At 72.3% G+C, this 24,347-nt stretch carries 29 protein-coding genes, 1 tRNA gene and 1 pseudogene; 9 read left to right on the forward strand and 22 right to left on the reverse strand.

Translation table 11 applies throughout. From position 1 onward, the window contains the following. Nucleotides 1-113 precede the first annotated feature (113 nt). Nucleotides 114-890 (forward strand): DUF4352 domain-containing protein, encoded by a 777-nt coding sequence (locus tag OH804_RS24385; RefSeq protein ID WP_196920967.1) that lies wholly within the window; start codon nucleotides 114-116, stop codon nucleotides 888-890. Nucleotides 891-941: 51 nt separating this feature from the next. Here OH804_RS24385 and OH804_RS24390 read toward each other — a convergent pair whose 3' ends face one another. After that, nucleotides 942-1,460 (reverse strand): hypothetical protein, encoded by a 519-nt coding sequence (locus OH804_RS24390; RefSeq protein ID WP_196920966.1) that lies wholly within the window; start codon nucleotides 1,458-1,460, stop codon nucleotides 942-944. 29 nt (nucleotides 1,461-1,489) lie between these two features. Beyond that, nucleotides 1,490-2,575: a Gfo/Idh/MocA family protein gene (locus OH804_RS24395; protein WP_196920965.1), complete on the reverse strand. Its 1,086-nt coding sequence runs from the start codon at nucleotides 2,573-2,575 to the stop codon at nucleotides 1,490-1,492. A 58-nt stretch (nucleotides 2,576-2,633) separates the two neighbouring features. Between OH804_RS24395 and OH804_RS24400 the strand changes: the two genes are divergently transcribed. Continuing rightward, a complete protein-coding gene (locus OH804_RS24400; protein ID WP_406059730.1) occupies nucleotides 2,634-3,350 on the forward strand; it encodes a hypothetical protein in 717 nt (238 codons plus the stop codon). A gap of 79 nt (nucleotides 3,351-3,429) precedes the next feature. Here OH804_RS24400 and OH804_RS24405 read toward each other — a convergent pair. The 6 genes from OH804_RS24405 to OH804_RS24430 form a co-directional block, all read right to left on the reverse strand. Then, nucleotides 3,430-3,503: transfer RNA gene (locus OH804_RS24405), tRNA-Ala, on the reverse strand. Nucleotides 3,504-3,753: 250 nt separating this feature from the next. Further along, nucleotides 3,754-4,530 carry a hypothetical protein gene (locus OH804_RS24410; RefSeq protein ID WP_406059732.1) on the reverse strand — a complete coding sequence of 259 codons (777 nt, stop codon included), beginning with the start codon at nucleotides 4,528-4,530 and terminating at the stop codon, nucleotides 3,754-3,756. A 207-nt stretch (nucleotides 4,531-4,737) separates the two neighbouring features. Further along, on the reverse strand, nucleotides 4,738-5,388 hold the full coding sequence (locus tag OH804_RS24415; protein ID WP_196920962.1) for a GNAT family N-acetyltransferase: 651 nt from the start codon (nucleotides 5,386-5,388) through the stop codon (nucleotides 4,738-4,740). Nucleotides 5,389-5,499: 111 nt separating this feature from the next. Further along, on the reverse strand, nucleotides 5,500-6,813 hold the full coding sequence (glp, locus tag OH804_RS24420) for a gephyrin-like molybdotransferase Glp (RefSeq protein WP_030329151.1): 1,314 nt from the start codon (nucleotides 6,811-6,813) through the stop codon (nucleotides 5,500-5,502). Continuing rightward, nucleotides 6,810-7,772 (reverse strand): UTP--glucose-1-phosphate uridylyltransferase, encoded by a 963-nt coding sequence (locus OH804_RS24425; protein WP_196920960.1) that lies wholly within the window; start codon nucleotides 7,770-7,772, stop codon nucleotides 6,810-6,812. Before OH804_RS24425 ends, glp begins: the two co-directional genes overlap by 4 nt. A gap of 9 nt (nucleotides 7,773-7,781) precedes the next feature. Continuing rightward, entirely contained in the window at nucleotides 7,782-10,154 is a 2,373-nt protein-coding gene (locus tag OH804_RS24430; protein ID WP_406059735.1) for a diguanylate cyclase, read from the reverse strand. A gap of 85 nt (nucleotides 10,155-10,239) precedes the next feature. Between OH804_RS24430 and OH804_RS24435 the strand changes: the two genes are divergently transcribed. Next, nucleotides 10,240-10,917, forward strand: a complete 678-nt coding sequence (locus OH804_RS24435; protein ID WP_406059737.1) for a 5-formyltetrahydrofolate cyclo-ligase — start codon at nucleotides 10,240-10,242, stop codon at nucleotides 10,915-10,917. Continuing rightward, nucleotides 10,914-11,120: pseudogene (locus OH804_RS24440) on the forward strand (FmdB family zinc ribbon protein); the annotation flags it as partial. The gene OH804_RS24435 and the pseudogene OH804_RS24440, both read left to right, overlap by 4 nt. A gap of 14 nt (nucleotides 11,121-11,134) precedes the next feature. On the opposite strand, the gene OH804_RS24445 reads toward OH804_RS24440, so the two are convergent. Next, nucleotides 11,135-11,341 (reverse strand): hypothetical protein, encoded by a 207-nt coding sequence (locus tag OH804_RS24445; protein ID WP_231394647.1) that lies wholly within the window; start codon nucleotides 11,339-11,341, stop codon nucleotides 11,135-11,137. 333 nt (nucleotides 11,342-11,674) lie between these two features. On the opposite strand from OH804_RS24445, the gene OH804_RS24450 reads away from it, so the two are divergent. Then, complete coding sequence (locus OH804_RS24450) at nucleotides 11,675-11,995, forward strand: hypothetical protein (RefSeq protein WP_406059739.1); 321 nt, start codon at nucleotides 11,675-11,677, stop codon at nucleotides 11,993-11,995. 57 nt (nucleotides 11,996-12,052) lie between these two features. Here OH804_RS24450 and OH804_RS24455 read toward each other — a convergent pair whose 3' ends face one another. After that, nucleotides 12,053-12,235, reverse strand: coding sequence for a hypothetical protein (locus tag OH804_RS24455; RefSeq protein ID WP_112581848.1), 183 nt, complete (start codon nucleotides 12,233-12,235; stop codon nucleotides 12,053-12,055). Between the two features lie 105 nt (nucleotides 12,236-12,340). Between OH804_RS24455 and OH804_RS24460 the strand changes: the two genes are divergently transcribed. Further along, on the forward strand, nucleotides 12,341-12,775 hold the full coding sequence (locus tag OH804_RS24460; RefSeq protein ID WP_406059741.1) for a hypothetical protein: 435 nt from the start codon (nucleotides 12,341-12,343) through the stop codon (nucleotides 12,773-12,775). A 53-nt stretch (nucleotides 12,776-12,828) separates the two neighbouring features. On the opposite strand, the gene OH804_RS24465 is transcribed toward OH804_RS24460, so the two are convergent. After that, the gene (locus OH804_RS24465) at nucleotides 12,829-13,311 is read right to left on the reverse strand and encodes a DUF2231 domain-containing protein (RefSeq protein ID WP_196924767.1); all 483 of its coding nucleotides are present in this window, start codon (nucleotides 13,309-13,311) and stop codon (nucleotides 12,829-12,831) included. A 201-nt stretch (nucleotides 13,312-13,512) separates the two neighbouring features. On the opposite strand from OH804_RS24465, the gene OH804_RS24470 reads away from it, so the two are divergent. Both OH804_RS24470 and OH804_RS24475 read left to right on the forward strand, forming a co-directional pair. Next, the gene (locus OH804_RS24470; RefSeq protein ID WP_406059743.1) at nucleotides 13,513-13,941 is read left to right on the forward strand and encodes a Fur family transcriptional regulator; all 429 of its coding nucleotides are present in this window, start codon (nucleotides 13,513-13,515) and stop codon (nucleotides 13,939-13,941) included. A gap of 78 nt (nucleotides 13,942-14,019) precedes the next feature. After that, a complete protein-coding gene (locus tag OH804_RS24475) occupies nucleotides 14,020-14,877 on the forward strand; it encodes an oxygenase MpaB family protein (protein ID WP_406059745.1) in 858 nt (285 codons plus the stop codon). Nucleotides 14,878-14,898: 21 nt separating this feature from the next. Here OH804_RS24475 and OH804_RS24480 read toward each other — a convergent pair whose 3' ends face one another. The 11 genes from OH804_RS24480 to OH804_RS24530 all read right to left on the reverse strand — a co-directional run bounded on the left by OH804_RS24480 (nucleotide 14,899) and on the right by OH804_RS24530 (nucleotide 23,310). Next, nucleotides 14,899-15,849, reverse strand: a complete 951-nt coding sequence (locus OH804_RS24480) for a PD-(D/E)XK nuclease family protein (protein WP_231392503.1) — start codon at nucleotides 15,847-15,849, stop codon at nucleotides 14,899-14,901. Nucleotides 15,850-15,862: 13 nt separating this feature from the next. Continuing rightward, on the reverse strand, nucleotides 15,863-16,477 hold the full coding sequence (locus OH804_RS24485) for a MarC family protein (protein WP_091394729.1): 615 nt from the start codon (nucleotides 16,475-16,477) through the stop codon (nucleotides 15,863-15,865). 41 nt (nucleotides 16,478-16,518) lie between these two features. Beyond that, the gene (locus tag OH804_RS24490; RefSeq protein WP_406059748.1) at nucleotides 16,519-17,391 is read right to left on the reverse strand and encodes a PHP domain-containing protein; all 873 of its coding nucleotides are present in this window, start codon (nucleotides 17,389-17,391) and stop codon (nucleotides 16,519-16,521) included. Nucleotides 17,392-17,438: 47 nt separating this feature from the next. Beyond that, nucleotides 17,439-18,701, reverse strand: a complete 1,263-nt coding sequence (locus tag OH804_RS24495) for a hypothetical protein (RefSeq protein ID WP_406059750.1) — start codon at nucleotides 18,699-18,701, stop codon at nucleotides 17,439-17,441. Then, nucleotides 18,698-19,474 carry a SigE family RNA polymerase sigma factor gene (locus OH804_RS24500; protein ID WP_406059752.1) on the reverse strand — a complete coding sequence of 259 codons (777 nt, stop codon included), beginning with the start codon at nucleotides 19,472-19,474 and terminating at the stop codon, nucleotides 18,698-18,700. The genes OH804_RS24495 and OH804_RS24500 overlap by 4 nt, the downstream gene beginning before the upstream one ends. A 103-nt stretch (nucleotides 19,475-19,577) precedes the next feature. Further along, nucleotides 19,578-20,453, reverse strand: a complete 876-nt coding sequence (locus OH804_RS24505) for a PH domain-containing protein (RefSeq protein WP_088951386.1) — start codon at nucleotides 20,451-20,453, stop codon at nucleotides 19,578-19,580. Nucleotides 20,454-20,459: 6 nt separating this feature from the next. Next, nucleotides 20,460-20,618: a hypothetical protein gene (locus OH804_RS24510; RefSeq protein ID WP_007455302.1), complete on the reverse strand. Its 159-nt coding sequence runs from the start codon at nucleotides 20,616-20,618 to the stop codon at nucleotides 20,460-20,462. 116 nt (nucleotides 20,619-20,734) lie between these two features. Continuing rightward, nucleotides 20,735-21,481: a DUF6758 family protein gene (locus OH804_RS24515; RefSeq protein ID WP_406059755.1), complete on the reverse strand. Its 747-nt coding sequence runs from the start codon at nucleotides 21,479-21,481 to the stop codon at nucleotides 20,735-20,737. Between the two features lie 10 nt (nucleotides 21,482-21,491). Continuing rightward, a complete protein-coding gene (locus OH804_RS24520) occupies nucleotides 21,492-22,115 on the reverse strand; it encodes an RNA methyltransferase (protein ID WP_196924766.1) in 624 nt (207 codons plus the stop codon). Between the two features lie 51 nt (nucleotides 22,116-22,166). Further along, nucleotides 22,167-22,703, reverse strand: coding sequence for a hypothetical protein (locus OH804_RS24525; protein WP_196920947.1), 537 nt, complete (start codon nucleotides 22,701-22,703; stop codon nucleotides 22,167-22,169). Nucleotides 22,704-22,794: 91 nt separating this feature from the next. Beyond that, a complete protein-coding gene (locus OH804_RS24530; RefSeq protein WP_030486570.1) occupies nucleotides 22,795-23,310 on the reverse strand; it encodes a MaoC family dehydratase in 516 nt (171 codons plus the stop codon). 548 nt (nucleotides 23,311-23,858) lie between these two features. Between OH804_RS24530 and trxA the strand changes: the two genes are divergently transcribed. Next, nucleotides 23,859-24,221: a thioredoxin gene (gene trxA, locus OH804_RS24535; protein WP_007455291.1), complete on the forward strand. Its 363-nt coding sequence runs from the start codon at nucleotides 23,859-23,861 to the stop codon at nucleotides 24,219-24,221. Nucleotides 24,222-24,347 lie beyond the last annotated feature (126 nt).

Genomic DNA, 24,347 nt, shown 5'->3' on the forward strand with positions numbered 1-24,347 from the left:
CTGTGGCGGCACCCTCGGTGGGACGCCCTCCGGCGTGGCGATTGGGCGCTCCGCCACCCACGGTAACGTCGGAGCGTTCCCGCACCGCACGTACCGAAGCGTCAAGGAGAACGGTGACCCACCCCCAGCCCTCCGTCAGGCCGCACGACCCCCGACAGCCGAACCCGCAGCCGCCGAACCGTCCGTTCGCGGCGACACCGCAGCCGCCGTTCTCGGGGGCTGCGTATCCGGCAGCTGGCGGGTACGCGGATGCTGGCGGCGGATACCGGGCGCCCGGTGGCGCGGGCTACCCGATCATCGCACCACCACCGGCGCAGACGGATCGCGCCAAGAAGTCCGTAGTGGTCGTCGCTGTCACCGCGGCCGTACTCACCCTGCTCTCCTGCGCCGGTGGCATCGTGGCGGTCGTCATCGGCACCAAGGGCACCTCGAGCACTGTGAGCGAAGCGCGGGCCAGTGTTTCCCCGTCAACGCCACCGTCGGTGAACGGCGGCAGCCGCGTCATGTCGCCCGGCGACACCCTGGTCGTCGACGGCGACGCCGGCACCGTCGAGATCACCGTGACGAAGTTCAGCAGCGCCACCAAACCCTGTAAGTCCCACGGGCTGAAGCCCGGCGAGGGCATGTACGTGATCGCCGACGTGACGGTGGCCGTCACCAAGGGCACCGCGTCGACGAACCCGCTCTACTTCCAGTGGGTCGCCGCCGACGGCACCAAGACCACAGCTATCGGTGGGGCCTTCTCCGGCTGCGGCAAACCGATGCCGGCCAGCGACGACCTGACCGCTGGCACAAAACGCACCGGCAGCGTGGTGTTCGACGTGCACGACACCTCGGGCGCGTTGGAGTACCAGGACCAGTTCCGGACCGCCGGTTCCTGGAAGCCGTGAACGTCCGGGAGGCGGGGCTGGCCAACAGGTCCAGCCCCGCCTCCGGCGTCGTCAGTAGGCGTACCGGCCGAGCAGGTACACGCTGAGCCGCTTGCCGTCGGGCACCGCCACCACGTCTCCGGTCACGAGGTCCCCCTTGCGCTGGTAGACCTGGTACGACGGCGCGTCGAAGCGCCACCCGATCGTGTCCGGAATGGCCGCGGCGGGAAGCGGGAAACCGGGATCGGTCGGCGCCATCGTCGACGGCTCCGCCGGTACGGCGGCCCAGCCGTCGAGGATCCGGTCCAGGCACCCTCGGGACGTGGTGAAGTGCAGAAACAGCTGGCCCATCGGTCCGGTCATGTCCTCGGCGTTGCTGTACCGGAGGCCGTCCACGTCACACGGCAGGCTGACCTGGTAGTGCGGCAGTATGTCGTCCTCGAAGTCGCCGCGGGTCACCCCGAACACCCCGTCCGGGTGCCGGTAGGGCCGCGGACCCCAGAAGTGCGCGGGCGGGTAGAGCGCCACCGCCAACCCGGCGATCACCAGCCCGATCGCTCCCCAGCGCCAGAGCCGAGCTCTGCGTCTCATGTTCCTTCCCCCGTTTCCTGACGATGGCGCTACCGCCCCCACGCCTCGGTGGCGGTGACGACCGGCCGACCGGTGCGTACCGATTCTTCGATGGCGAGGCTGATCAGGTGGTCCTGGCAGGCTTCGGCGAGCGGATACGGCGCCGGGCCCTCCTCCCGCGCCCACGCCCCGGCGCGGGCGACGATGTCGGCCACCGCGATGTCGTCGTCGGACATCCCACTGCCGACGAACGGATTGCGGTAGACCACGTCGCCGTCGAAGCTGATGTGCTTCAGGTCGAGCCCCTCCAGGTTGAGGTCGAGACCCGTCTGCCGTCGCACGAGGGATGACTCCACCGGCGTGGTCGGGTCGACCAGACGGATCACCCGGTCGTCCACCAGCTCACCCCGCGAACCCCGCACCACCAACCGTCGGGTACGCAGCGGATTCCACCACTGGTTGTCGGTGAAGTCGTACAACCCCATCCGTCCTCCGAAGTCGATTGTCGCCAGGGTGGTGGTGAGCTGCTGCGGGGTGTCGTCGCCGCTCCAGCCGGACGGCGAGAGCGGGTTGGCCAGCGGCGCGACGAAGGCACGTGCGCTGACCTCGGCGCTCTCGTGACCGACGCCGAGCAGGCCGCGGATCAGCGACACGGCGTGGTACAGGTGGGTCGAGGAGATCTGGACCGAGGTCGGCTCGCCGAGCACCCCGGCGCGAACCAGCTCCAGCCGCGCCGCGTGCCCGGGCATCAGCAGGTACTGCTCGGCGACCTGCACCAGACCGCTGCCGCCGACGTCGGCCCAGAGCGAGCGCAGACCCGCCAGGTCGGGGGCGGGCGGCGTCTCGGCGAGCACCGGCACGCCGGCCGCGACCAGCTCCCTGGTCGCCTCGGGTGTCACCGGCCACGGCACCGACACGATGACGAAGTCCGGTCGCTCGTGGGCGAGCAACTCCGCAGTGGTACGGAAGGTCCGCACGCCCCAGTCGGCCGCCACGGCAGCTCCCCGCGATTCGGTACGCGTCACCACCCCGGTCACCCGGAACCGCTCGGGGAGCAGCCGGGCCAGACGAAGGAAGAACTCACCCCGCCAGCCGCTGCCGACGATGCCGAACCGGGTCTGGGCCACCGCAGTCATCTGGGCTCCTCACGTAGAGGTCCGGATGCTAACCGTTTCCTTCGCTACGGTGGTGCCGATGACCACCGACCCGATGCACGCCGCACCCGTGCTGGCGCCCGACGCGGGACCGCCCCTGGACTACTACCTGGTCCTACCTCGACTCGGCGACCCGGCGACCACTGTGGAGGGCGTCGTCGTCGAGGAGTTCACCCGCCACCACGACTTCACCACGACGGGGCTGAACAGCGCTGCCTGGGCGCCGGAGGCCGGTTGGTGGAGTTCCGCCGCGCTGAGCCGTGGCATGCGCACCGACCCTGAGGTGCTGGCGCGGGTGGTCCCCACCTCCCGTCGAAAGGCCGAGGAGGCCTACCGCGCGTCCGGAGGCGGGCAACTGCCCGACGAGTCAGTGCTTCGTACGCACTTTCTCGACCACCCGATCGCCGCCGCCCCACCGTTGCGGCTCGGCCCCGCACAGCCGCCGGCCGGCTTCCACGAGCGGCGGGTGTACCGCGTCCTGTTCGCCAAGGATCTCCGCGCCGAGCAGCTGGCGAGCCTCCGGACGGCCTGGCGGACACCGGCTGTCGCGTCCGCCCCGAGCGGTCGTCTCGACAGCGGTGCCGACCGGATCACCTGGGACCTGCGGCGGGTCGGCCACCACCTCGCCTGGGCTCTCGACGTGACAGTTCTGCTGAGCACCGAGGCGGCCCAGGCGGTGGGCCCGACAGTGACCGACCTGACCAACGTCCTGCGCGAGCACGGCCTGATACCGGTGACGACCGAACGCTTCGCCTAGCCCGTGGCACCGATCACCGGCCTGCCGGAAGATCGAAAAAGGCCGTCTCCGACTTGCGGAAACGGCCTTTGACCTGGGGTGGAGCTGAGGGGATTTGAACCCCTGACCCCCTCGATGCGAACGAGGTGCGCTACCAGTCTGCGCCACAGCCCCCCGCCGGCGAACCGGCTTCGGTCCCACCCGGCTTACACCGGGCGGGACGGCAGCAAGGCTAACAGGTCGCCGGCCCCCACCGCGAATCCGCCCCCGGCCCGGCGCTCCGACCCGCCCGAAGATCGACTCTGGTTCCTGGAAATCGGGGCATCCCGGACGCCACGACCACCCGACTTCCAGGAACCCGAGTCGATCAAGCTGGCCGGGCGCGACCGAGGCCACGACACGGCACGGGCACGGCGGGACCGCGTCAGGCGCCTCGGCCGGCCTCGTAGGGGCGGCCGCGGAGCCCACCCGACCGCCGGTACGAGACCGATCCGCCGTTGACCGCCGCCGGCAGGTCTCCCGGCCGGTCCAGGCCCATGGCGGCTCGGCGCACCCCCTCGCGCTGGGCGGCCAGGCGGCGCTGCGCCTCCCGGCGGGCGGCGGCCCGGCGGGCCTGCTCCCGGCGCACCTCGGCCTGGCGGGCGGCCAGCCAGGCGGCCTCGCGGGCTCGGGCGCGGCGGCGGCGACGCCCGGCGAGGGCCTGACCGCGCAGGTGGACGACGTACAGGGCCAGGAGCAGGAAGGTGACGCCGAAGCCGATCCAGAAGCCGGGGCTGACGAAGAGCACGCCGATCAGCTCGACGACGTTGAGGAGCAGGAGGGCGGCGAGCACCCGGCGACGCCGGTACACGGCGGGGGTGTGCTGTCGGCGCGGCGGCGGCCGGCGGCGGGAACGCTTCGGTGCGGCGGGCACGGCGCGCAGCCGGCCGGAGCGGCGGGCGGCCGGTGGCGCGGAGACCGGCGCGCTCAACGTTCTGGTAGTCGCGTTCTCACTGAGGGTGACGACAAGTGAGCGCGGAGGGTGGACGGGTCGCCGTCCCGGCACAGTGCGGCGCCGCCGGCGGCGCTGGAGCACCCGCGCCGTCGACTGCGCCCGCTCCGCCACCAGCCGCTCGGTGGCGTCGTACCGGCGAACCAGCGCCGGGGCCAGGGCGAGCAGGCCGGCGGCGGCGAGGACGGCGAGGAGCACCGAGGTCGGCACCCTCACCCCTCCCGTCACCGAATTCGAAGCAACCGCCATCCGACCGCAGGATCTTCCACCGATCACGCCTGGGCGCGTGGATCGTCCGGCCGGGGAGCGCTTGCCGCAGCTTGCAGTTACTTGAGGTTACGGCGCACCGACCGGGATGCCACCGCGCCGCGCCGATCCCGTCCGTGGGACGACTCGGGAGGATGTCGGGAAATCCTCCTACCGCGCGGTGGCGCGTACCCGGTGCCAGCGGGCCAGCAGGCCACCCTCGGCGGCGATCTCCTCACTCGTCATCGCGTACCCGATGTGGTCCCGCCATGCGCCGTCGATGTGCATGTAGCGCACGTGGTACGACTCTTCACGGAAGCCCAACTTCTCCACCACCCGCCGGGACGGCCGGTTCTCCGGGCGGATGTTGACCTCCACCCGGTGCAGCCCGCCCGGGCCGAACGCGTGGTCCACGGCGAGCGCCAGCGCCGTCGGGATCACACCCTGGCCGGCGACCCGGGCGTCCACCCAGTAGCCGACGTAGCCGGAGCAGAGCGCCCGCCGCACGATGCTGCCCACGTTGATGTGCCCGACCAGCCGATCCCGGTCGGCCTCCCGCAGGCAGACCGCGAACGGCATGCCCTCGCCCTCGCGGGCCGAGCGCCGCTGGTCACGGTGGACCCAACGGAACGCGGCCGGCGAGTTCATCTCGTCCCAACCGCCGGGCAGTGACGACTCCCAGGGCGCCAACCAGGCCCGGTTGGCCCGCCGTACCTCCGACCACGCCGCCGCGTCGGAACGCCGGTAGGGCCGCAGCAGCACCGGGCCGTCGGCCAGCTCCACCGGCCAGCCCGGTGCCCGCGCGGGTCCGAAGAGACTCACCCGCACAGTCTCCCGCGCGGGACCGTGTCGCGCACGAGTGGCCCCGCCGCGTTCACCGCACACCTCCGACGACCATCCGACACCGGCCGCGAGCGGGCCGGCCGGGACCTGTCACCGCCGGCGGTCCAGCAGCAGGACGTCCACCGTGGAGCCGGCGGCGGCCGTGGTGACCCGCTCGCCGAGCACCAGCAGCCCGTTGGCCTCGGCCAGCCCGGAGAGGGTGAACGGCCCGCCGCTGAGCGGCTGGACCGTGTACCCGCCGCCGCGTCGCTCGGCGACGTGCGCCGGACGGAACTCGCGCAGCCCCGCGGGCGACGACACGGTCTCCAGCAGGTGCGCCCGCACACTGGGTCGGAACACCGGCTCGGCGCCGGCGAGCAGTTGGATGGCGGGGCGGGCCAGCACCTCGAAGCCGATCAGCGCGGCGCCCGGGTCGCCGGGTAGGCAGACCACCGGCACCTCCTCGGCGCCGACAGTGCCGAACCCGAGCGCGGTGCCGGGATAGAGCGCCACGTCGGTAAAGGTGACCGGCCCGGCGCGACCGCCCTCGCGGCGGGACAGGATCCGGCGCACCATGTCCCCGGGGCCGGTGCCGGTGCCCCCGGTGGTGATGATCAGGTCGGCGCGCAGCGTCTGGTCCTCCAGGAGCCCGCGCAGCCCCTCCGGGTCGTCGTCGCAGATTCCCACCCGGTACGCCAGTGCGCCCACCTCGGCCGCCGCGGCGGTCAGCGCGTGCGAGTTCGCGTCGACCACCTGGCCGGGCTGGCTGCCCCGGCCCACGTCGACGAGTTCGTCTCCGGTGGCCACGATGACCACCCGTGGGCTGGGCCGGACCACCACGTGACCGATGCCGGTCGCCGCGAAGACGGCGACCAGGGCCGGGGACACGTAGGTGCCGGCCCGAGCCAGCAGGGTGCCGGCGGGCAGTTCCTCACCGGCCCGGCGTACCCCGTACCCCCGCTTGGGGGTGCGGAAGATCTCCACCGCGGCCATGCCCTGGTCGGTCCACTCCACCGGGACCACGACATCCGCGGCGACCGGCAGCGGCGCCCCGGCGGCCACCGAGAAGCACGAACCCGGGGTGAGCCGGACCGGCCGCCAGCTCGCGGCCCCGAGGTCGCCGACCACGTTCAGCCGGATGGTGCGGCCGCCGGGCGTGCCGGAGGGGGCCGGGACGTAGCTCGGCCCCCGACCCCCTCCGGAAATGTCCTCCCAGCGCGCGGCGTAGCCGTCCACGGCCGCCTGGTCGAAGGCCGGGAAGGCGTGCGGCGCGACGACGTCCTCGGCGAGGACGTTGCCGTGCGCCTGGGTGAGGTCGAGGTCGAGTGGCGGCAGCGCGCGCAACCTGCGCAGCACGCTGCCCAGGTAGTCGGCGAGCGGCGTCAACTCGTTCGCGGCCGCCTCGGCGTCGGCCGTCGCGGTCATGTACCAGATCCGCCTGCCGCGTCGGCCTTGACGAAGTCGGCCAGCCAGGACCGGAACTCGGCGCCCAGGTCGTCGCGCTCGGCGGCGATCTGCACCACCGTCTGGAGGTACCCCAGCGGCATGCCGGTGTCGTAGCGGGTGCCCCGGTAGACGATCGCGTGCACCGGGGTGCCCTCGGTACGCAGCAGCTCCATCGCGTCGGTCAGCTGGATCTCGCCGCCGCTGCCCGGCTTGGTCCGCCGGATCGCGTCGAAGATCTTGCCCGGCAACACGTAGCGGCCGAGCACCGCGAGGTTGCTCGGGGCATCCTCGGGCTGCGGCTTCTCCACCATCCCGGTCACCTTGACGACCTCGCCGATGTCGGTCAGCTCCGACTCGGCCGGCTCGACGGAGGCGATGCCGTACCGCTTGGTCTCGGCCGGGTCGACCTCGAAGAACGCGAGCACCACACCGCCGGTGCGGGCCTGCAACTCCAGCATCGCCGGCAGCAGCGGCTCCGACGGCTTGACGAACTCGTCGCCGAGCAGCACCGCGAAGGGCTGGTCACCGACGTGCGACTCGGCGTACCCGATGGCGTGGCCGAGCCCGAGCTGCTCGGGCTGCCGCACTGTGTAGATCTCGGCCAGTTCGCTGGGCCGACGCACGGCGGCCAACCGCTCGGAGTCGCCCTTCTCCTCCAACCTGGTCTCCAGGTCCGGGCGACGGTCGAAGTGGTCCACCATCGACGTCTTACCCCGACCGGTGATCAGCAACACGTCACCGATGCCGGCCTGCGTGGCCTCCTCGACGATGTACTGCAACACCGGCCGATCCACCACCGGCAGCAGTTCCTTGGGCACCGCCTTGGTAGCCGGCAGGAACCGGGTGGCCAGTCCGGCGGCCGGGATGACGGCCTTGACCGCCAGGGGACGGCCAGTTGCGGCGACCGTCGATGAGGGGTTCGCTGAGTGCTCCGACATGCCGCGAGACTATCGGCCACGGCTCTGCCGCGGCGGGTGTGGCCCAGAAGACGCGCCGCCACCCGGCCCCGGCCGCGTCGCGTCCGGGCCGGCGCGCGCCCCGCCCGTCGCGCTGTCCGGCGTGTCGTCGTCCGAATCCGGTCGGGCGTGCGCCGGGCCCGCCAGCGATGATTCCGGTACGCCCACCGCCGGGTCGGACCGGGCGGGCCCGCCCGGCTCCCGGATGGCCTGCACGGGCTGGCCGGCGCGCGGCAGCCCGTCGGGTGGGCTCACGGCACACGCGAGCACCGGAATTTCCCGGGTCGGCAGATCCGAGCGCACCTCGGCGACCCGGTACGTGTCGCGGCCCGCCGCCTTGGCCGCGTAGAGCGCGTCGTCGGCGGCCTCCAGCACCTCCCGCCCGGTGCTGCCGTGGTCCGGGAAGACGGCGATGCCCACCGACACGGTCACCAGGACCGGCCCGGCGTACGCCTCGACGGCGATGGGTGTGTCGCGGACCGCCGCGCCGAGCCGTTCCGCCACGATCGCCGCACCCCGCGCATCGGTCTCCGGCAGCAGCAGCACGAACTCCTCACCACCCTGGCGGAAGGCCAGGTCGACCTCACGGATCTCCCCGCGCACCCGGCGGGCGAACTCGGCCAGCACGGTGTCCCCCGCAGCGTGCCCGTAGGTGTCGTTGACGTCCTTGAACCGGTCCAGGTCCAGGGCGAGGACGCTGAGCATCCGCCCGAAGCGGCTGGCCCGTTCCACCTCCCGACGGATCGACTCGCGCAGGTAGCGGTAGTTCCACAGTCCGGTGAGGGGGTCGGTGAGGGAGAGCCGCTGCGCCTCCTCGTGCACCCGGACGTTGTCCACTGCCACGGCCGCGTGGCCGGCGAAGGTGCGCAGGGTGGCCAGGTCGTCGTCGTCGAACTCGTCGGCGCCCAGCCGGTCGTAGAGGGCCAGCACACCGAGCGCGGCCGCCGCGCCGGCGTCGTCGGTCGACCCCGAGGGTCCGCCGAGGGTGGTCGTGGCACCGCCGGCCGGGGCGGCGAACGGAACCGCGACGTACGTGCGGCAGCGCGGCTCACCCGTCGGCGCCTCGGTCGGCTCCGACCGGCCCCGCTGCGGTTCCCCGGTGGCGGCGACCTCACCGACCACGCCGACGCCGACCGGCACCCGGAGCGTCGGCGGCCCGTCCGCCTCCTCGGCGGGCCAGCGCCCGTCCAACCCCTCGGTGCACTGCGCGACGAGCACCCCGCCGGTCTCCACCAGCAGCACGGCGCCGGCACGTGCGCCGGTCGCCCCGATGGCACTGCGCAGGATCACTCGCAGGATGCGTTGCAGGTCGTGCGTGCTGGCCAGGGTGTCGCCGAGCACCGCGAGGTGCCCGCGCAGCTGATCCCGGTTGCTGGTCAGGGCCGCGACGTAGGAGCCGGTCTCCCGGGTCATCCGGTTGAACGCGGCGGCCAACCGCCCCAGCTCGTCGCGACTGCGTACCGGCACCCGGGCCGTCAGGTCGCCCTGGGCCACCCGGTCGACCGCGCCGGCCAACTCCGCCAGCGGCCGGGTGGTCACCCGCGCCAGCCGCCAGGCGGTCAGCACGGCGAGCAGCCCGGCCAGCACGACCACCCCGACGAGCGTGGCGTGCAGCCCGGGTGGCCGTTCACTGGGCACGGAGAGCACCAGTGGCAGCGGCTGCGCGTCGGAGGGCCTGAGCCGGCGCACGTACCGTCCCTCGTTGGTCTCGGTGACCTGCTCGCCCCGGACGTCGACGGCGGCGGCCAGCACCGCGTCGCGTACGTCCCGGGACTCGGTCGTGTGGGTGACCCGCGCGGCGCTCGTGGCACTGTCGAGCAGGGTGACCGCCACCCCGGTCACCGCCGCCAGTCGGGCCACGAAGGCCGGGTCGACGAGTTGCGCGGCGGTGACAGTGCCCAATCGGGTGCCGGCGCGATCGTGCAGGTCGACCTGGGCGGCCAGCGCACGGACCGGGCTGGTCGGGGCTCCGTTCGACCCCCCGTTCGCGCTCCCGTTCGCGTTCGGGCCCTCGGTGGAGCCGGCGCAGTGCTGCCACGGGGTCGACGGCGCACCGGGCGAGACGTAGGTGACCTGACCGGCCACGTCGGTGATCAGCACCGCGGCGGCCAGGCCCCGGCCGACCAGTTGCGCGGCGGCGACGGCCGGATCGGCGGTGAGCGCCACCGCGTCGGCGGTGGCGCGTAGCTGCTGGCAGAGCGCGTCGACCGAGGTACGCACCGTGGACGCCGCCACCGCCAGACGCTCGGTGGAGCGGCTGCGGTCGACCGCCGCGACGGTGGAGGCGACGAAGAGCGCGCCGAGCAGGACCGGCCCGAGCACCACCACGAGGAAGGCTGCCGTCAACCGCCCGCGTAGCGTCACTCGGTCCCCCCGGAAGTTCCGCCTCCGTTGCTTGCGATGCTGACACAGAGCAACCGTGGGAGAGGCGTTGCGTCAGGAGTGTTGCGTGCCGGAATTTTCTGATGAAGCGGAAGTGACCCGGATGGCGAAGCGGGACACCCGCGTCGACCTGCTCGCTCGCCGCCGGTCGCTGCCCGCCACGACGAGGGCGGTCGCCGCCGGGCGCGTGCAGGCCGAGCTGGTCGCGCTGGTACGCCGGCTGCGCCCGAACCGGATGACGGCGTACGTGCCGGTCGGCTCCGAACCGGGCGGCGCCGACCTGCCCGAGGTCCTGCGGGCGGCGCTGCCGGTGGACGCCGAACTGCTGCTGCCGGTGCTCCTCCCCGACCTGGATCTGGACTGGGCGGCGTATACCGGGCCGGATGCCTTGATCGCGGCGGGTCGGGGTATCCGAGAACCGGTCGGTCCCCGCCTCGGCGTGACCGCCGTGGCGCACGCGGAGCTGGTGGTCGTGCCGGCTCTCGCTGTCGACCACAACGGTCGGCGGCTCGGGCGCGGCGGCGGCTCGTACGACCGTGCCCTCGCCCGGGTACCCAAGGCAGCCCTGACGGTGGTGCCCCTGCACGACGGTGAGCTGGTCGAGGCGCTGCCGGCGGAGCCTCACGACCGCCGGGTGCGCGCGGTCGTCACTCCCGCCGACGGGGTGCGTACGCTTGACGGCGGCCCGGGTACGGCGCACGGTGTCGCGCCCCACACGTCCGCTGGACGAACCCGGGGCGAATGACGCACCATTGGCACTCGAATACGTCGAGTGCCAACTGGCTGAGCCCAGATCCGGAGGAGAACGTGCCCACGTACCAGTACGCCTGCACCACGTGCGGTCACCAGCTCGAGGCGGTGCAGTCCTTCTCTGACGAGCCGCTGACCGAGTGCCCGGCGTGTCAGGGGCGGCTGCGCAAGGTCTTCAACTCGGTCGGCATCGTCTTCAAGGGTTCGGGCTTCTACCGCACCGACTCCCGGGCGTCCGGCTCCGAGACGACGGCCGGCGGCACGGCCACCAAGCCGGCAAAGTCCGAGTCGTCCTCCGGTGACAGCTCGTCGTCCTCGTCGTCCTCTTCGGGGTCCTCGTCCTCGTCCGGGTCGTCCTCGGGCTCGTCTGGGTCGTCCTCCTCGGGGTCGTCCTCCTCGGGTGGATCGGGCGGCGGCAAGGCGGCGGCGGCAAGCTCCGCGTCCTGATCGACGAAGGCCCGGCCCCCACGGGTCGGGCCTCAATCAACTCGGTCGCCGCCTCAGCCGGCCGGATGATCCACTCGGGCTTCAGGAAGTCGGCCTGTCCCCGTCGCGCTGACCGCCCGGATTCCTTGATCGCGAGTCGATCAGGGCGGGTGCCTAACAGATTGAACCGGCGGATGGGCGTTATCCACAGGCCGCGCGGTTGTCCACAGGCGGCGGCCGGAGGGTGGGTCGAGGCGGCGGGAAATGCCTAGCCTGCCGTCCATGGGTGCCAGTGCGGCGCTCGGGGACGGGAGGCGGCAGAGGCGATGCTCGATCCGAATTCCGCGCGGGCGTTGCGCCCGCTGCGCCGGCTCAACCTGCCCGGCGGGCGCACAGTGCTTCGGGCCGGTCTGGTCGCCGCGCTCCTCGGCCTGGCCGCCGCAGTCCTGCACACCCCGGCCGAATGCCCACCGACCGCCGTGCCCTCCGACGCACCGTCGGTCGCGGACGACACGGGCCGGCAGGTCGACGGGAGCCGATCGGCCGAATCCAGCAGGACGGGCGTCCCCGACATCCCCAGGTCAACGAGCGCCCCGGACGAGTCGGCCGCAGAACCCGGCCGCATAGGCCCCGGCCCGCCGGCCTAGCCGGATCGGCGTCCCGCGCCGGATCAGGGTCGTGGGGAGCTGGCCGAGCTGCCGGGGTCAGTCCCAGTGCGGGGGGCGTTCGGCGAGCAGCCAGTCGTCGTTGCCGCCGGACCGCTCGCCCCAACCACGGTCGGTGTCGTCGGAGGTCTGCTCGGGCAGCACCACGAAGTCTTCGCTCAGGTCGACGGCGCGGTCATCGTCTCCACGTACGCCGTGCGTGCCGGGGTCTTCGGTGCTCACGAGCGGCAAGACTAGCGCAGCCGACGGCGGTGGACCGGGCCGTCTACCGTGGCACGCCGGCCAGAAGCGACCGGGCCGCCGGTGGCGTTGGTAGCGTCGGACGGCGTGACGACCCCCAGCGGTGGCAGCACCCCGGACGACTACTGGCGACGGCCCGACACCGGCGACGACGCCGTGGCGAACCGACCTCCCGCCGCGCCCGCGGCCACACCTCCGACCGGGCCCACCAACCCGCCCACTAGCGGACCCAGCACCCCGCCCACGACTGGGCGTCCTTCCAGCGGGCCAACTGGCGCGCCACCGGCCGGGGGTCCTGCCGACGGATACTCCGGCCCGCCGCCGAGCGTGCCGCCGCCGGCGGGTTGGCGTCCACCCGTACATCTGCAGCCGGCGCCGCCGCGACAGTTGCCGCCGCAGGACATGGCCGACCTGGACGCGGCCGAGCAGCGCTCGCAGCGGGTCACCTACGGCTTCGGCGCGGCGGCCGGGGTGGTGCTGCTGGTTCTACTCTGCCTGCTCTGCTCGCGAGTGATCTTCTGATCCTCACCCCGAGGGGCAGCAGCACAGAGGGCAGCAACAAAGGGAACAGCAGCTCAGAGGGTGGTGCCCCAGACGGTCTCGGCGCCGGAGTGGCCGGTCAGGTAGACGTAGATCAGGGCGGCGATGGCGAGCCCCACGGCCGCTACCGACAGCACCGGGGTGACCAGCGCGGGCAGCTGCGGCACCCGGGGGTGCCCACTCGTCGCCACGAGCAGCAGGATGGCCACGATCCCGAGCGGCACCACGATGCGGAACAGAATGTCACCGTAGCGGGAGTGCTCGAAGATCTGATCGAGGATCGGTCCCTGGAAGCCCCGGGCCACCAGCGCGTCGGTGAGTGCCTCACCCGACTTGACCGCGACGTAGGCGGTCACCGGCGCGGCCACGGCGAGGAGGCCCAGGGCCCAGTCCAGCCGGTGCCGCCAGCGCGGCAGGCCCACGTACGCGACGGCCAGCACCGCCAGCAGCGGTACGAACACGACGACCGCGTGGATTACCAGGACGTGCACCGGTAGACCCAGGATCTCCTCGAACATCGAACCCTCCAGGTGGATCATGGTCGGGGGTGGTCAGCCTATGGTCCGCCGATCGTCCCCCGGCTCTCGACCGGACACACGCGCGCCGCGTCGCTGGGGTTCACCCTCCGGGCCGTACTCCCGATCTCGCCTGGCTGTGTCGGTGGCCACCCGGAGCGTGCGACGGTTGTCGATGCCGACAGGGCGTGCTGTCATTGGCCCATGTCCGGTGCCGAGGAGCTGCTGCGGTCGAGGGGCCTGCGGGTCACGCGGCCACGCCTCGCGGTGCTCGACGTGCTTGCCGATGGCGGCCACCTGGAGGTCGACGAGATCACCCGGCGGGTTCGCGAACGCCTCGACTCGGTGTCCACCCAGGCGGTCTACGACGTGCTGGGTGCGCTGTCCCGGGCCGGGCTGTCGCGCCGGATCGAGCCCGCGGGCAGTCCCGCCCGCTACGAGGCGCGGGTGGGCGACAACCACCACCACGTGGTCTGCCGGGGCTGCGGCGAGATCGCCGACATCGACTGCGCTGTGGGCAGCGCCCCGTGCCTGGAGCCGAACACGGTCCACGGGTTCGAGGTGGACGAGGCCGAAGTGACCTTCTGGGGTCTCTGCCCGGGCTGCCGGGCCCGTCGCTCCGCCGACGTCTGACCGGCGGCCCCACGGCCCAGGTGCGGCACCGGCGGCACGTGGCCGGCGTGGTCGGCCCGACCGTGGCACTCTTGAGCGGTGGACTCCGATGACCTCGGCCTTTTCGGTCCGGGTTCGGTCACGTGGAAGGTGCACGAGGAGCCGATCCTGATCGTCGCCGGCCTGCGCTCGCTCTACCTTCAGGCGTTGCACCCTCGGGCCATGGCCGGGGTCGCGCAGAACAGCAACTACCGCACCGACGCCTGGGGCCGCCTGGTCCGCACCGCCACCTACGTGGCGACCACCGTGTACGGGACCACCGCCGAGGCGGAGGCCGCCGGGGCCCGCCTGCGCCGTCTGCACGACCGGATGCGGGCCACCGACACGCTCACCGGTGAGCAGTTCCGGATCGACGAACCGGACCTGCTGCGCTGGGTGCACGTGACCGAGGTCGAGTCGTTCCTGAGCACGGCCCGACGGGCCGGGCTGCCGCTGACCGACGACGAGGTGGACGGCTACTACACCGAGCAGCGCCGCGCCGCCGCCCTGGTCGGCCTGGACCCGGCCACCGTTCCGGGCACCGCCGCCGAGGTCGCCGACTACTACGAGGCCGTACGGCCACAGTTGCGGATGACCCGGGAGGCCGCCGAGACGGCGGTGTTCCTCACCGCCCCGCCGCTGCCCTGGAAGCTCAGCCTGCCGGTGCGGTTGGGGCTCACGCTGGGCCCTCCGCGCTGGGCGTACCTGGGGATCGCCGGCACCGCGTTCGCGCTGCTGCCGACGTGGGCGCACCGGATGTACGGCGGTCTCGGTCTACCGACCACCGCGCTGTCGGCGGACCTGAGCGTGCGCGCGCTGCGGCTCGCGTTCGCTGCCGTCCCCCGCCGTTACCTGGAGGGGCCGTTGATCCAGGCGGCCAAGGAGCGGGCCGCGCGGCACGCAGCGCTGGCTGGCTGACCCGGCCCTCGGCACGGGGAATCAACCGTCGGCGGGCCGGTCCATGGCCGCCCACGGCTCCTTGCCCGGGGCCTGCGCGCCCGCCGGGCAGTGCCGCCGGAAGTCGCACCAGCCACAGCGCGGGCTGGGTGCCACCGGGAAAGCCTCGTCCGCGTCGGCGCCGTCGGCGACTGCCCGTTCGGCGGCCATGATGTCGCGGGCCGTCTCTTCCGCGCGGGTCAGTTGTCGGGCCAGCGACTCGACGGTGTGGTCGTGGCCGGCGACCGTGCCGGTCGGCAGGTGGTGCAGCTCCACCCGGCGGCACGGCCGACGGAACACCCGCTCGGCGGCGTACGCGTAGAGCGCCAGCGCCTGCGAGCCCCGGGCGTCGTCCGTGTCCAGCCCGGTGCGACCGGTCTTGTAGTCGACGATGACCAGCTCCGGCCCCTCCGGGCCGGGCCGCGAGTCGATCCGGTCGGCGCGACCGTTGAACGCCAACACCGCGGTCTTGACCGCCACCACCCGCTCCACGCCGAGCGGGTCGGAATCCGGCTCCAGCGTCTCGACGTACGCTTCCAGCCAGCCCAACGCCCGCCGGTAGGCGGACCGCTCCTGCTCGTCGTCGCGGTAGCCCTCGCGGACCCAGGTGCCCTTGAGCAGCGTGGCCAGCGCCTCGGGGCGCCGCCGGTCGGCGGGCAACGCGTACCAGTTCTTCAGGGCGGTGTGCACGCTGGCGCCGAGCGAGTTGTGCGCCCACGGCGGGCCCTTGGGTGGGGCGGGCCGGTCGACGTAGGAGTAGCGGTAGCGACGCGGGCAGTCCGCGTACGCGCCGAGCTTGCTCGGGGTGCAGACGAACAGCCGCTCCGGCATGCCCTCGAAGCCGAGTTGCTCGGCGTCGCCGGCGCGCTGCCGTGGGGCCCGACCGCCGGCGGCCGGCCGCCCCGCTGATGAGGATCGTCGCACGCCTGCGATCCTGCCATCCACCCCCGACATCGCGCGCGTGCCGTCAGGCCATGTTGACGTACTGCGTGACGAAGGCGGCCACCGCGTCGGCGATGAGCTGTACGGCGATCGCGGCCAGCAGCAGGCCGGCGATCCGGGTGAGCACCTCGATCCCGCCCGGCCGGAGGATCTTCACGATGCCGCCGGAGAAGCGCAGGACGATCCAGACGGCGACCATCACGGCGAGGATCGCCACGGCGATGGCGCTGAACTCGCCCAGCCCGTCGGCCTGCTGGACGAAGAGCATGGTGGCCACGATGGCGCCCGGGCCGGCCAGCAGCGGCGTGCCCAGCGGCACCAGCGCGATGTTGGAGGTGACCTGCTGGCTCGGGTCGTCGGCCTTGCCGGTCAGCAACTCCAGGGCCACGAGCACGAGCAGCAGCCCACCGGCCGCCTGCAACGCCGGCAGGTCCACGTGCAGGTAGTCGAGCAGGGTCTGCCCCGCCACCGCGAAGATCACGATGACGCCGAGCGCCAACGCGACGGCCTGCCAGGCCGCCCGGTTGCGGTCACGGGCGGGCAGCGGGCCGGTCAACGCCAGGAAGATCGGCATCATGCCCGGCGGGTCGGTGATCACCAGCAGGGTCACGAAAACCTCGCCGAACAGCTTCAGATCCACGTGATCAACCTAGCCGCGCCGCGATGGGCGAAATACCCGGATCACCCCGAAGCGACCTCGGTCACCCCCTCGGCGACGATCCGCTCGTACGCCTCGACGCTGGTGCTGAACGCGCCGAGCTGGACGGTCTTGTGGGTGCCGTGAAAATCCGAGGAACCGGTGACGAGCAGGCCCAGCTCGTCGGCGAGTGCCCGTACGTGTTCCCGCTCGGCCGGGGTGTGGTCCTCGTGGTCGACCTCGAGCCCGGCGAGCCCGGCGGCGGCCAGCTCGACGATCAGCTCGTCGGGCACGACCCGGCCACGTCGGGTGGCCCGCGGGTGGGCGAAGACCGGCACCCCTCCGGCCGCCCGGACCAGTCGAACGGCCCGGAACACGTCGATGTCCTCCTTGGGCAGCCGGTACCGCTCGCCCAGCCAGTTCGGGCCGAACGCCTCCCGGACGCTGCCGACCAGGCCGGCACGGATGAGTGCCTGCGCGAGGTGCGGGCGTCCGACGGTGCCGCCACCCGCGCCGGCCAGGATGTCCGACCAGTTCACGTCGATGCCGTCGGCCCGCAGAAGGTCGACCATCCGTTCGCCCCGCACCTCCCGGGCGGCCCGGACCCGAGCCAGCTCGGCCACCAGCTCCGGGTGGTCCGGGTCGAACAGGTACGCGAGCAGGTGCAGCGGCACCGCCGGCTGCGTGCCGGACCAGCGACACGACAGCTCCGCACCCCGGATCAGACGCAGTCCTGGTGGCAGCGCGTTCACTGCGGACGCCCAGCCCGCAGTGGTGTCGTGGTCGGTGATCGCCAGCACGTCCAGCCCGGCGTCGAAGGCCGCGCCGACCAGCTCGGCCGGGGTCAGGGTGCCGTCGCTGGCCGTGGAGTGGGTGTGCAGGTCGATCCGGGGGGCGGAGCCGGTACGCGAGGTCACCGCCCGACGTTACCGAGGAAACAGCGAGCCCGGCTCACATGGGCGGGTCAGAAGCCCTGCACCAGGATCGGCCGGTCGTCGGCCGACACACCGGGCACCGCGGCGGGGCTGGCGGGCTTTCCCGCCCGCACCTCGCCGACGTCGACCCGGACCAGCTTCCCGGCGCCGTCGAGGTAGGCGGCCTGGGTCTCGTCGCCCCACACGACCGCACCGGTCATCGGAGGCCCGGCCGTAACGGCGCTCACACCCGGCCCGAGCCGTTGCAGGTCGACAAGCAGGGACCGGCCGGTCTTGCCGGTCCCACCGTTCACCAGCAGCCACCGCCCGTCCGGCGAGACCCCGCCGATGCCGTCCCGGCTCAGGTCCGGACCGCAGCCGGTGCGTACCGGGTCCAGCTGACGTGTCGGGGCGAGAACCGCGAGGCAGGTCCGGGCCGGATCGGTAGTGGCCACCTGCCCGACGAGCCGCCCGTCGGGCAACCGCCCGTAGACGTTGAGGCTCTTCTGCTCGAGAGCCTCGGGCAGTGGGCCCGCACCGGGCCGCCAGAGGGTGTGACCGGCGCTGGCCGGGTCGAGTCGGACCAGCACGCTGTCGGCGACGAACCGGACGGGCTCCGCCGCTGCGGGCACCGGGGTGCGCACCGCCCCGATGAGTTGGGTGCCGACCACGCCCGCCACCAGCAGGTCGTCTCCGTCGCGCCAGGCGACCTGGAGGCTGTCCGGAGCCAGGACGATCGCACCCGCCCCGGCCAGCAGCACCTGCACCAGCCCGTCGTCCTGCACCACCCACAGGGAGCGTCCTGCGGTGCTCGGCGCGCCCACCACCAGCCAACCGCCGCCGCTGGGGAGGGGCTGGACGCGTTCGGCGGGCCCGACCTCGGGCAGCACCAGCCGCCGTCCGTCGGCGTTGACCAGCGTCTCGCCGACGAGGAGAGCGTTCGACGTTTCGGGCGAGGGGGCGGGGCCGGGAATGCTGGCCGTCGGGAGCGGTCGGTTGGTCGGGTCCGGGTCGCCGATCACCACGATGGGTGACCCGTCCCGCCTGGTCTCGGCTCCGAGCTGGGCCATGCCGGCACTGAGCAGCACTGTGGTGGCCGCCGCGAGGGCGAGGCCGGCCGCGGTGCGTCGACGCCGGATCCGGTTCGCGCGGCGGATGGCCTGGCCCGCCGGATCGACGCTCAGCGGGCGGGCAAGGGCGACCCGGTGCGAGAGGGTCTCCCGCACCGCACCTTCCAGCTCGTCAGGCCGCACCTGGTATGAACGCCGTGGGCCGTCCGTCAGGTTGTCGGTCCGGCCTGGCAACTCGCTCACTGCTGGTCCCCGGAGCCCGTGCCGACGGGCACGGCCGCCGGGGCGGTGGGCAGCACGACCTGCGGGGTGATCGAACGCGGCACGGCGGGGCGCGGAGCGGCCGGGCGGGGTACGGGTCGGCCGGCCGACCGCCCCGGCCCGGGTGTGGCAGCGGCACCGGTGACCGGGGCCCGTCCGGTGCGGGAACCCGAGCCCGTCGTCCGGCCGGCGGTCGCGGCCGACCCACCGGCGGCAGGTGCCGACCGGCCGGCGATGCCGGCTGCGGCGGCGAGGTCCGGTGCGTCAGCACCCATTCGTCGACGCAGCGTGGCCAGCGCCCGGGAGGTCTGGCTCTTCACCGTGCCTGGTGAGATGTCCAGCATCGCGGCGGTCTGCGCCTCCGACATGTCCTCGTAGTAGCGCAGCACCAACACCGCCCGCTGCCGATTGGGCAACTCGCGGAGATGCCGCCAGAGCAGGTCACGGTCGAGTTGCTGCTCGATCTCGTCGACACCGGCCCGCTCGGGCAGCACCTCGGTCGGGCGTTCGCCGTGCCAGCGCCGCCGCCACCAACTGGTCGACGTGTTGACCATCACACGGCGGGCATACGGCTCGACCGCCTCGATTCCGCCGAGCCGCTTCCACGCGAGGTAGGTCTTGGTCAGCGCCGTCTGGAGCAGATCCTCGGCCGTGGCCCAGTCTCCGGTGAGCAGGTAGGCGGTGCGTAGGAGCGCGGCGGAGCGGGCCGCGACGAACTCGCGGAACTGCTCCTCCAACGAGTCCTTGCTCGCCACCGCCCACCTCCACACCCCTGCCGTCCTGGCAGAGTGCCACGTCAGAGGCGCTCTGGTCCATGACGAAAGGTGCGCACTTGCTCCGATGTTCGGTCGAAAACCTTCACGCCCCGTCGTCGGCCTTGGCCTCGTCGGCCTCCTTGCCGAGCCGCGCCTCGACCGCCTGCGGCTCGTACATCTCCTCGACGACGCGCAGGTAGAGCTCGTTCGGGTTGGGTAGGTTCTTGATTTCGCGGAGCGCCTGCTCCTGACCGGCGGACTCCAGCACGAAGGTGCCGTAGTTGAGCGCTCGGCCGGTGGGGGTCTGCTCGTACTTCATGTCGGTGACCCGGACCAGCGGCATCATCGCCACCTTGCGGGTGACGATGCCGTTGACCACCATGACCCGCTTGTTGGTCAGGATGAAACGGTCATACCACCAGTCGGCGACCTTCCACGCCACCCAGCCCATCACCGCGAACCAGAGCAGCACGGCGATGGTGGTCAGCGCGCCGACGTCCTGGCCGGCGAGGAAGCCGGAGAGGTAGCCGAGCACGAAGGTCGCCGCGACGCCGATCAACAGCGGGTTGGTGAGGTGGATCCAGTGTCGCTTCCACTCGCCCCGGTAGCGCTCGGTGGGGAAGAGGTAGCGAGCCACCAGCGAACTGGGCTCGTCTTCCAGTGGCAGCACCCGCCGAGGGGTCGAGCCGGTCGCGTCGGCGCGCAACCCGGCCAGCTCGTCCTCGGAGATCTGCGGCGGCTGGTAGCTGGCCTCCGGATCACGGATCCACCCCCGACCGGAACGCCCCTGACCGGCGTAGCCGGGCCCGTCGCCGTAGCCGACGTCGTCCGAAAGGGACGGACCGTCGGACAGGCCGGGACCGGCGCCGTAGCCCGGGCCGTCATCAGGCCCGATCCGCGGGATCGGCTCGGTGTCACGCTCGCGGCGTTCCCGGTCGGGGTCGTCCGGGTCGAAGGGTGGACCGGAGGGGCTGCCCATCGGCGGCTAGGCGACGAGGCTGGTGAAGAAGTCGCCGAACCCCTGGGCGATATCCATGATCCCGCCGCCGAGCGACTTGAACACGTCCGCCGCAGAGTTTGGCCGGTAGGCGACGAAGAAGATCAAGAATGCGATTCCGGCCCAGGTGAGGACCTTCTTGACCATGGCGGGCCATCCTCTCGCGCGGCGCCGGGTCCCATTACCGCAGCGGCACCCAGAGTATCAGTGTGGTGTCGTACAGTGAATATCTGCGTCCGTTCTCCGTCAATCCGGAAGAGTTGTCAAGCTCTACCAGGTAGATACGGGGACGGTGCGCCGTACACGAGCTCGGGGGGAGTCCACTCGGTCAGGTCGTGTAGCACGACGTCTTCCGCGAGCAGGTGACCCGCACTCGCCGGCCAGGCTATCGCATGGAGCCACATTCCCCGAGCCTCGCCGGCGTACGCGCTTCGATCCGTTGGTGAATTCACCAACCACAGTGGAGTAGGGTGCCCGCCGACCTTGATCTTCGCCTGTCCGACGTGGTCAGGGTGACCCGGCCCCGGGTCGGTCAGCGCGTCGACCAACTCCGGCCCCGGATCCGGGCCGGTCAGTCCGGCGAGTCGGGTGCCCAGGCCCACACCGGGTTCCTCGGCCACGAAGACCAGATCGGCCGGACCACCGCCGAACGGCGCCGGGCCCGCGCAGGCCACAGCGGTCGCCCGCACTCCCGTCCGGTCGTCCCCGGCGTACGCCACGCCGGTGAGCGTCCAACCAGGCGGCAGCGGCCACGGGCACCACAACGGCGTCACCGGTGGATCGCCGCTCGCGGTGATCTGTTCCACCACGCTCGCCACGATCTCCGCTCCGATGTGCTCGGGCACGTGCAACGGCGGCACCGGGCCGCAGTGCACACACCTCGAGTCGGTGTTCATCAGATCCGGCGCCCGTACCGGGCCCCCGCATCTCGGACAACTCACCGCGACACTCACATCCCCACCGTTCCCCCGGACCGGCGGCACGTCAAGCCGGAACGTCCGATTCGGCACCGTACGTGGGTCAGTCCGGCGGCGTTCCGGCGTGCGCACGGATCCAGGCGTGCATGGCGATTCCGCTGGCCACGCCCGCGTTGATCGACCTCGTCGAGCCGTACTGGGCGATGGAGTAGAGCTGGTCGCACGCGGCGCGGGCCGGCTCGGAGAGGCCCGGCCCCTCCTGGCCGAACAGCAGCACGCAGTCCCGGGGCAGGGTGCCGGTCTCCAGCGGACGCGACCCGGGCAGGTTGTCGATGCCGAGCACCGGCAGGTGCCGCTCGGCCGCCCAGGCGACGAACTCCTCGATCGTCTCGTGGTGCCGTACGTGCTGGTACCGATCGGTCACCATCGCGCCGCGCCGGTTCCACCGTCGCCGTCCGACGATGTGCACCTCGGCGGCGTTGAACGCGTTGGCGTTGCGCACCACAGTGCCGATGTTGAAGTCGTGCTGCCAGTTCTCGATCGCCACGTGGAAGCCGTGCCGGTGCCGGTCCAGGTCCGCGACGATCGCCTCGTGCCGCCAGTAGCGGTACCGGTCGACGACGTTGCGCCGGTCCCCCTCCGCCAGCAACTGCCTGTCGTAACGGGGGTCGTCCGGTGGGTCCCCCGGCCAGGGGCCCACGCCCACCTCAAGCTGGTCGTCGGTCACGGTCATCAGAGGGTACGGACCGCGCCGGCGCCGGGCGCGACGACCTGCCGGTCAGCCCAGGTCGAGGGCGGCACCGAGCCGGTCCAGGAAGCGCCGGTCCGCCGGGCTGGCCGGTGGATCCAGTCGGCGCGCGCCGGTGCCGGGCACCGCGCGACAGACCCGGGCCGCGACAGACTGCACCCACTGGCGGTACGCGGCCGAGTCGGCGGGGTCGGCCCGTCGCCGGAGGACCCGGCTCGCCGCCCGGCAGGCGGCCAGCAGGCCCACCAGGTCGGTGAGCCGCTCGGCGGGTTGCGGGGTGCCGTCGTGGCGGGCGTAGATCGTGGCGACCACCGCGCGGACCAGGTCGCTGTCGGAGGCTCGGCCCGCGGCCACCGCGTCCAGGCCGGCCAGGCTGGCCAGCACCCCACGCTCCGTCCGGCCGGGACCGGGCGCCGCGGCGGCCACGAGGACCCGACCGGGCAGGCTGGTGAGCAGATCCCACTCGGCGGCGGAATAGACAGCGGTGGTCAAGGGTGCGGCTCGGCGGCCGGCAGAGGACGGCTCTCCGGCGACGGAGTGGCTCATCGGAACCTCCGGCGTCAGCATATGCCCCGAGACGGGCACAGGGCCCCTTCCCCCGCAGACCCGCGGCGGGAAGGAGCCCTGTGTTCGTCGACGGTCGAGCCCGCCGCGACGGTCAGCGCGGCTCGGGGAAGCTGGGCCGCTCCGGGTCCACCCCGTCGGGCACCGCGGCGGCCGCGTACTCCCGTTTGGGGACCATGACCTTGCGCCGGAAGACGCAGACCATCGTGCCGTCCTGGTTGTAGCCGCGAGTCTCCACGGAGACCACGCCCCGGTCGGGCTTCGAGCCGGACTCACGCTTGTCCAGCACTGTCGTCTCGCCGTAGATGGTGTCGCCGTGGAAGGTCGGCGCGACGTGCCGCAGCGACTCGACCTCCAGGTTGGCGATCGCCTTTCCACTCACGTCGGGCACCGACATGCCGAGCAGCAGCGAGTAGATGTAGTTGCCGACCACGACGTTGCGCTTGAACTGGCTGGCCGTGGCGGCGTAGTGCGCGTCCATGTGCAGCGGGTGGTGGTTCATGGTGAGCAGGCAGAAGAGGTGGTCGTCGTACTCGGTGACGGTCTTGCCCGGCCAGTGCCGGTAGACCGCGCCGACCTCGAACTCCTCGTAGTAGCGACCGAACTGCATGCTGGTCCCTTCGACGGGCGGCGATGGAGTTCGGCACAGCATGCCTTACCAATGGTTAAGGCGACCGGCGGGGCGCGACGGCGGCGGAAATGTCACACCGGTCACTCGCACGAGGGGAGACGCAATGAGCGGCGGGGCCCTCCCCGGCACCCGCCGCCCACGCTCTGATGTGAGGAATTCTGCCCTACGCCTGCGTAGGTTCAACAGAGATCGCGGTCACATTTATCTTTTTGTAACACTACTGTCCGTGACGAGCCGGAGGTTGATCAGCGATCTCTGCAGGCCGGATACCTCCTTGTCAATGCCCAAGTTACCGATTCGTAGTGCTCAATCGGGTGGATCTCCCTGGAAACGCTCCCATTACCGCAGGTCACGCAAGTGCGTCGTGCACTTGCGTTCCGCAGGTGGGGTGTGAACAGACGTGTGTCGATGACCCGCAGAGCCCCTCGGCAGCCCCGAGCACGTTTCGTGCCCCCCCGCCCGGGAATTCGATACGGTCAGCCCTGGTTCTACGGGACGTAGATAAACCGCGGTGATCGGAGAGTGCAATGGCAACCGTTGAGCTGACCTCGACGAACTTCGACGAGGTGACCGGCAACGACGGCATCGTCCTGGTCGACTTCTGGGCCGACTGGTGTGGTCCGTGCAAGCGGTTCGCCCCGGTCTACGAGCGCTCCTCGGAGAAGCACCAGAACATCGTCTTCGGCAAGGTCGACACGGAGGCTCAGCAGGAGCTGGGCGCCAAGTTCGACATTCGCTCGATCCCGACGATCATGGCGATCCGTGACGGCGTCATCGTCTTCGCCCAGCCGGGCGCCCTTCCCGAGTCCGCGCTGGAGAACCTGATCGAGCAGGTCGAGGCGCTGGACATGGACGACGTCCGCAAGCAGCTGGCCGAGCACAACCACTGAGTCGTCGACACGACGACACGCGAGGCCGGGCCCGGTACGGGCCCGGCCTTCGTCGTACCCCCACCAGCCCTCGCATGATCACCTGCCCGGTCAGGCCGAACTGCCCGTCGGAGGGACCCGGCGCAG

The organism is Micromonospora sp. NBC_00860, assembly GCF_045207375.1.
Taxonomy (GTDB): Bacteria; Actinomycetota; Actinomycetes; order Mycobacteriales; family Micromonosporaceae; genus Micromonospora; species Micromonospora vinacea.

Bases quoted from the DNA above. Each gene is read 5' to 3' on its own strand.
- OH804_RS24390 (WP_196920966.1), bottom strand. From the start codon at position 1,460: ATGAGACGCAGAGCTCGGCTCTGGCGCTGGGGAGCGATCGGGCTGGTG.
- OH804_RS24395 (WP_196920965.1), bottom strand. From the start codon at position 2,575: ATGACTGCGGTGGCCCAGACCCGGTTCGGCATCGTCGGCAGCGGCTGG.
- OH804_RS24400 (WP_406059730.1), top strand. From the start codon at position 2,634: ATGACCACCGACCCGATGCACGCCGCACCCGTGCTGGCGCCCGACGCG.
- glp (WP_030329151.1), bottom strand. From the start codon at position 6,813: ATGACCGCGACGGCCGACGCCGAGGCGGCCGCGAACGAGTTGACGCCG.
- OH804_RS24425 (WP_196920960.1), bottom strand. From the start codon at position 7,772: ATGTCGGAGCACTCAGCGAACCCCTCATCGACGGTCGCCGCAACTGGC.
- OH804_RS24450 (WP_406059739.1), top strand. From the start codon at position 11,675: ATGCTCGATCCGAATTCCGCGCGGGCGTTGCGCCCGCTGCGCCGGCTC.
- OH804_RS24465 (WP_196924767.1), bottom strand. From the start codon at position 13,311: ATGTTCGAGGAGATCCTGGGTCTACCGGTGCACGTCCTGGTAATCCAC.
- OH804_RS24470 (WP_406059743.1), top strand. From the start codon at position 13,513: ATGTCCGGTGCCGAGGAGCTGCTGCGGTCGAGGGGCCTGCGGGTCACG.
- OH804_RS24480 (WP_231392503.1), bottom strand. From the start codon at position 15,849: ATGTCGGGGGTGGATGGCAGGATCGCAGGCGTGCGACGATCCTCATCA.
- OH804_RS24505 (WP_088951386.1), bottom strand. From the start codon at position 20,453: ATGGGCAGCCCCTCCGGTCCACCCTTCGACCCGGACGACCCCGACCGG.
- OH804_RS24510 (WP_007455302.1), bottom strand. From the start codon at position 20,618: ATGGTCAAGAAGGTCCTCACCTGGGCCGGAATCGCATTCTTGATCTTC.
- OH804_RS24525 (WP_196920947.1), bottom strand. From the start codon at position 22,703: ATGCTGACGCCGGAGGTTCCGATGAGCCACTCCGTCGCCGGAGAGCCG.
- OH804_RS24530 (WP_030486570.1), bottom strand. From the start codon at position 23,310: ATGCAGTTCGGTCGCTACTACGAGGAGTTCGAGGTCGGCGCGGTCTAC.
- trxA (WP_007455291.1), top strand. From the start codon at position 23,859: ATGGCAACCGTTGAGCTGACCTCGACGAACTTCGACGAGGTGACCGGC.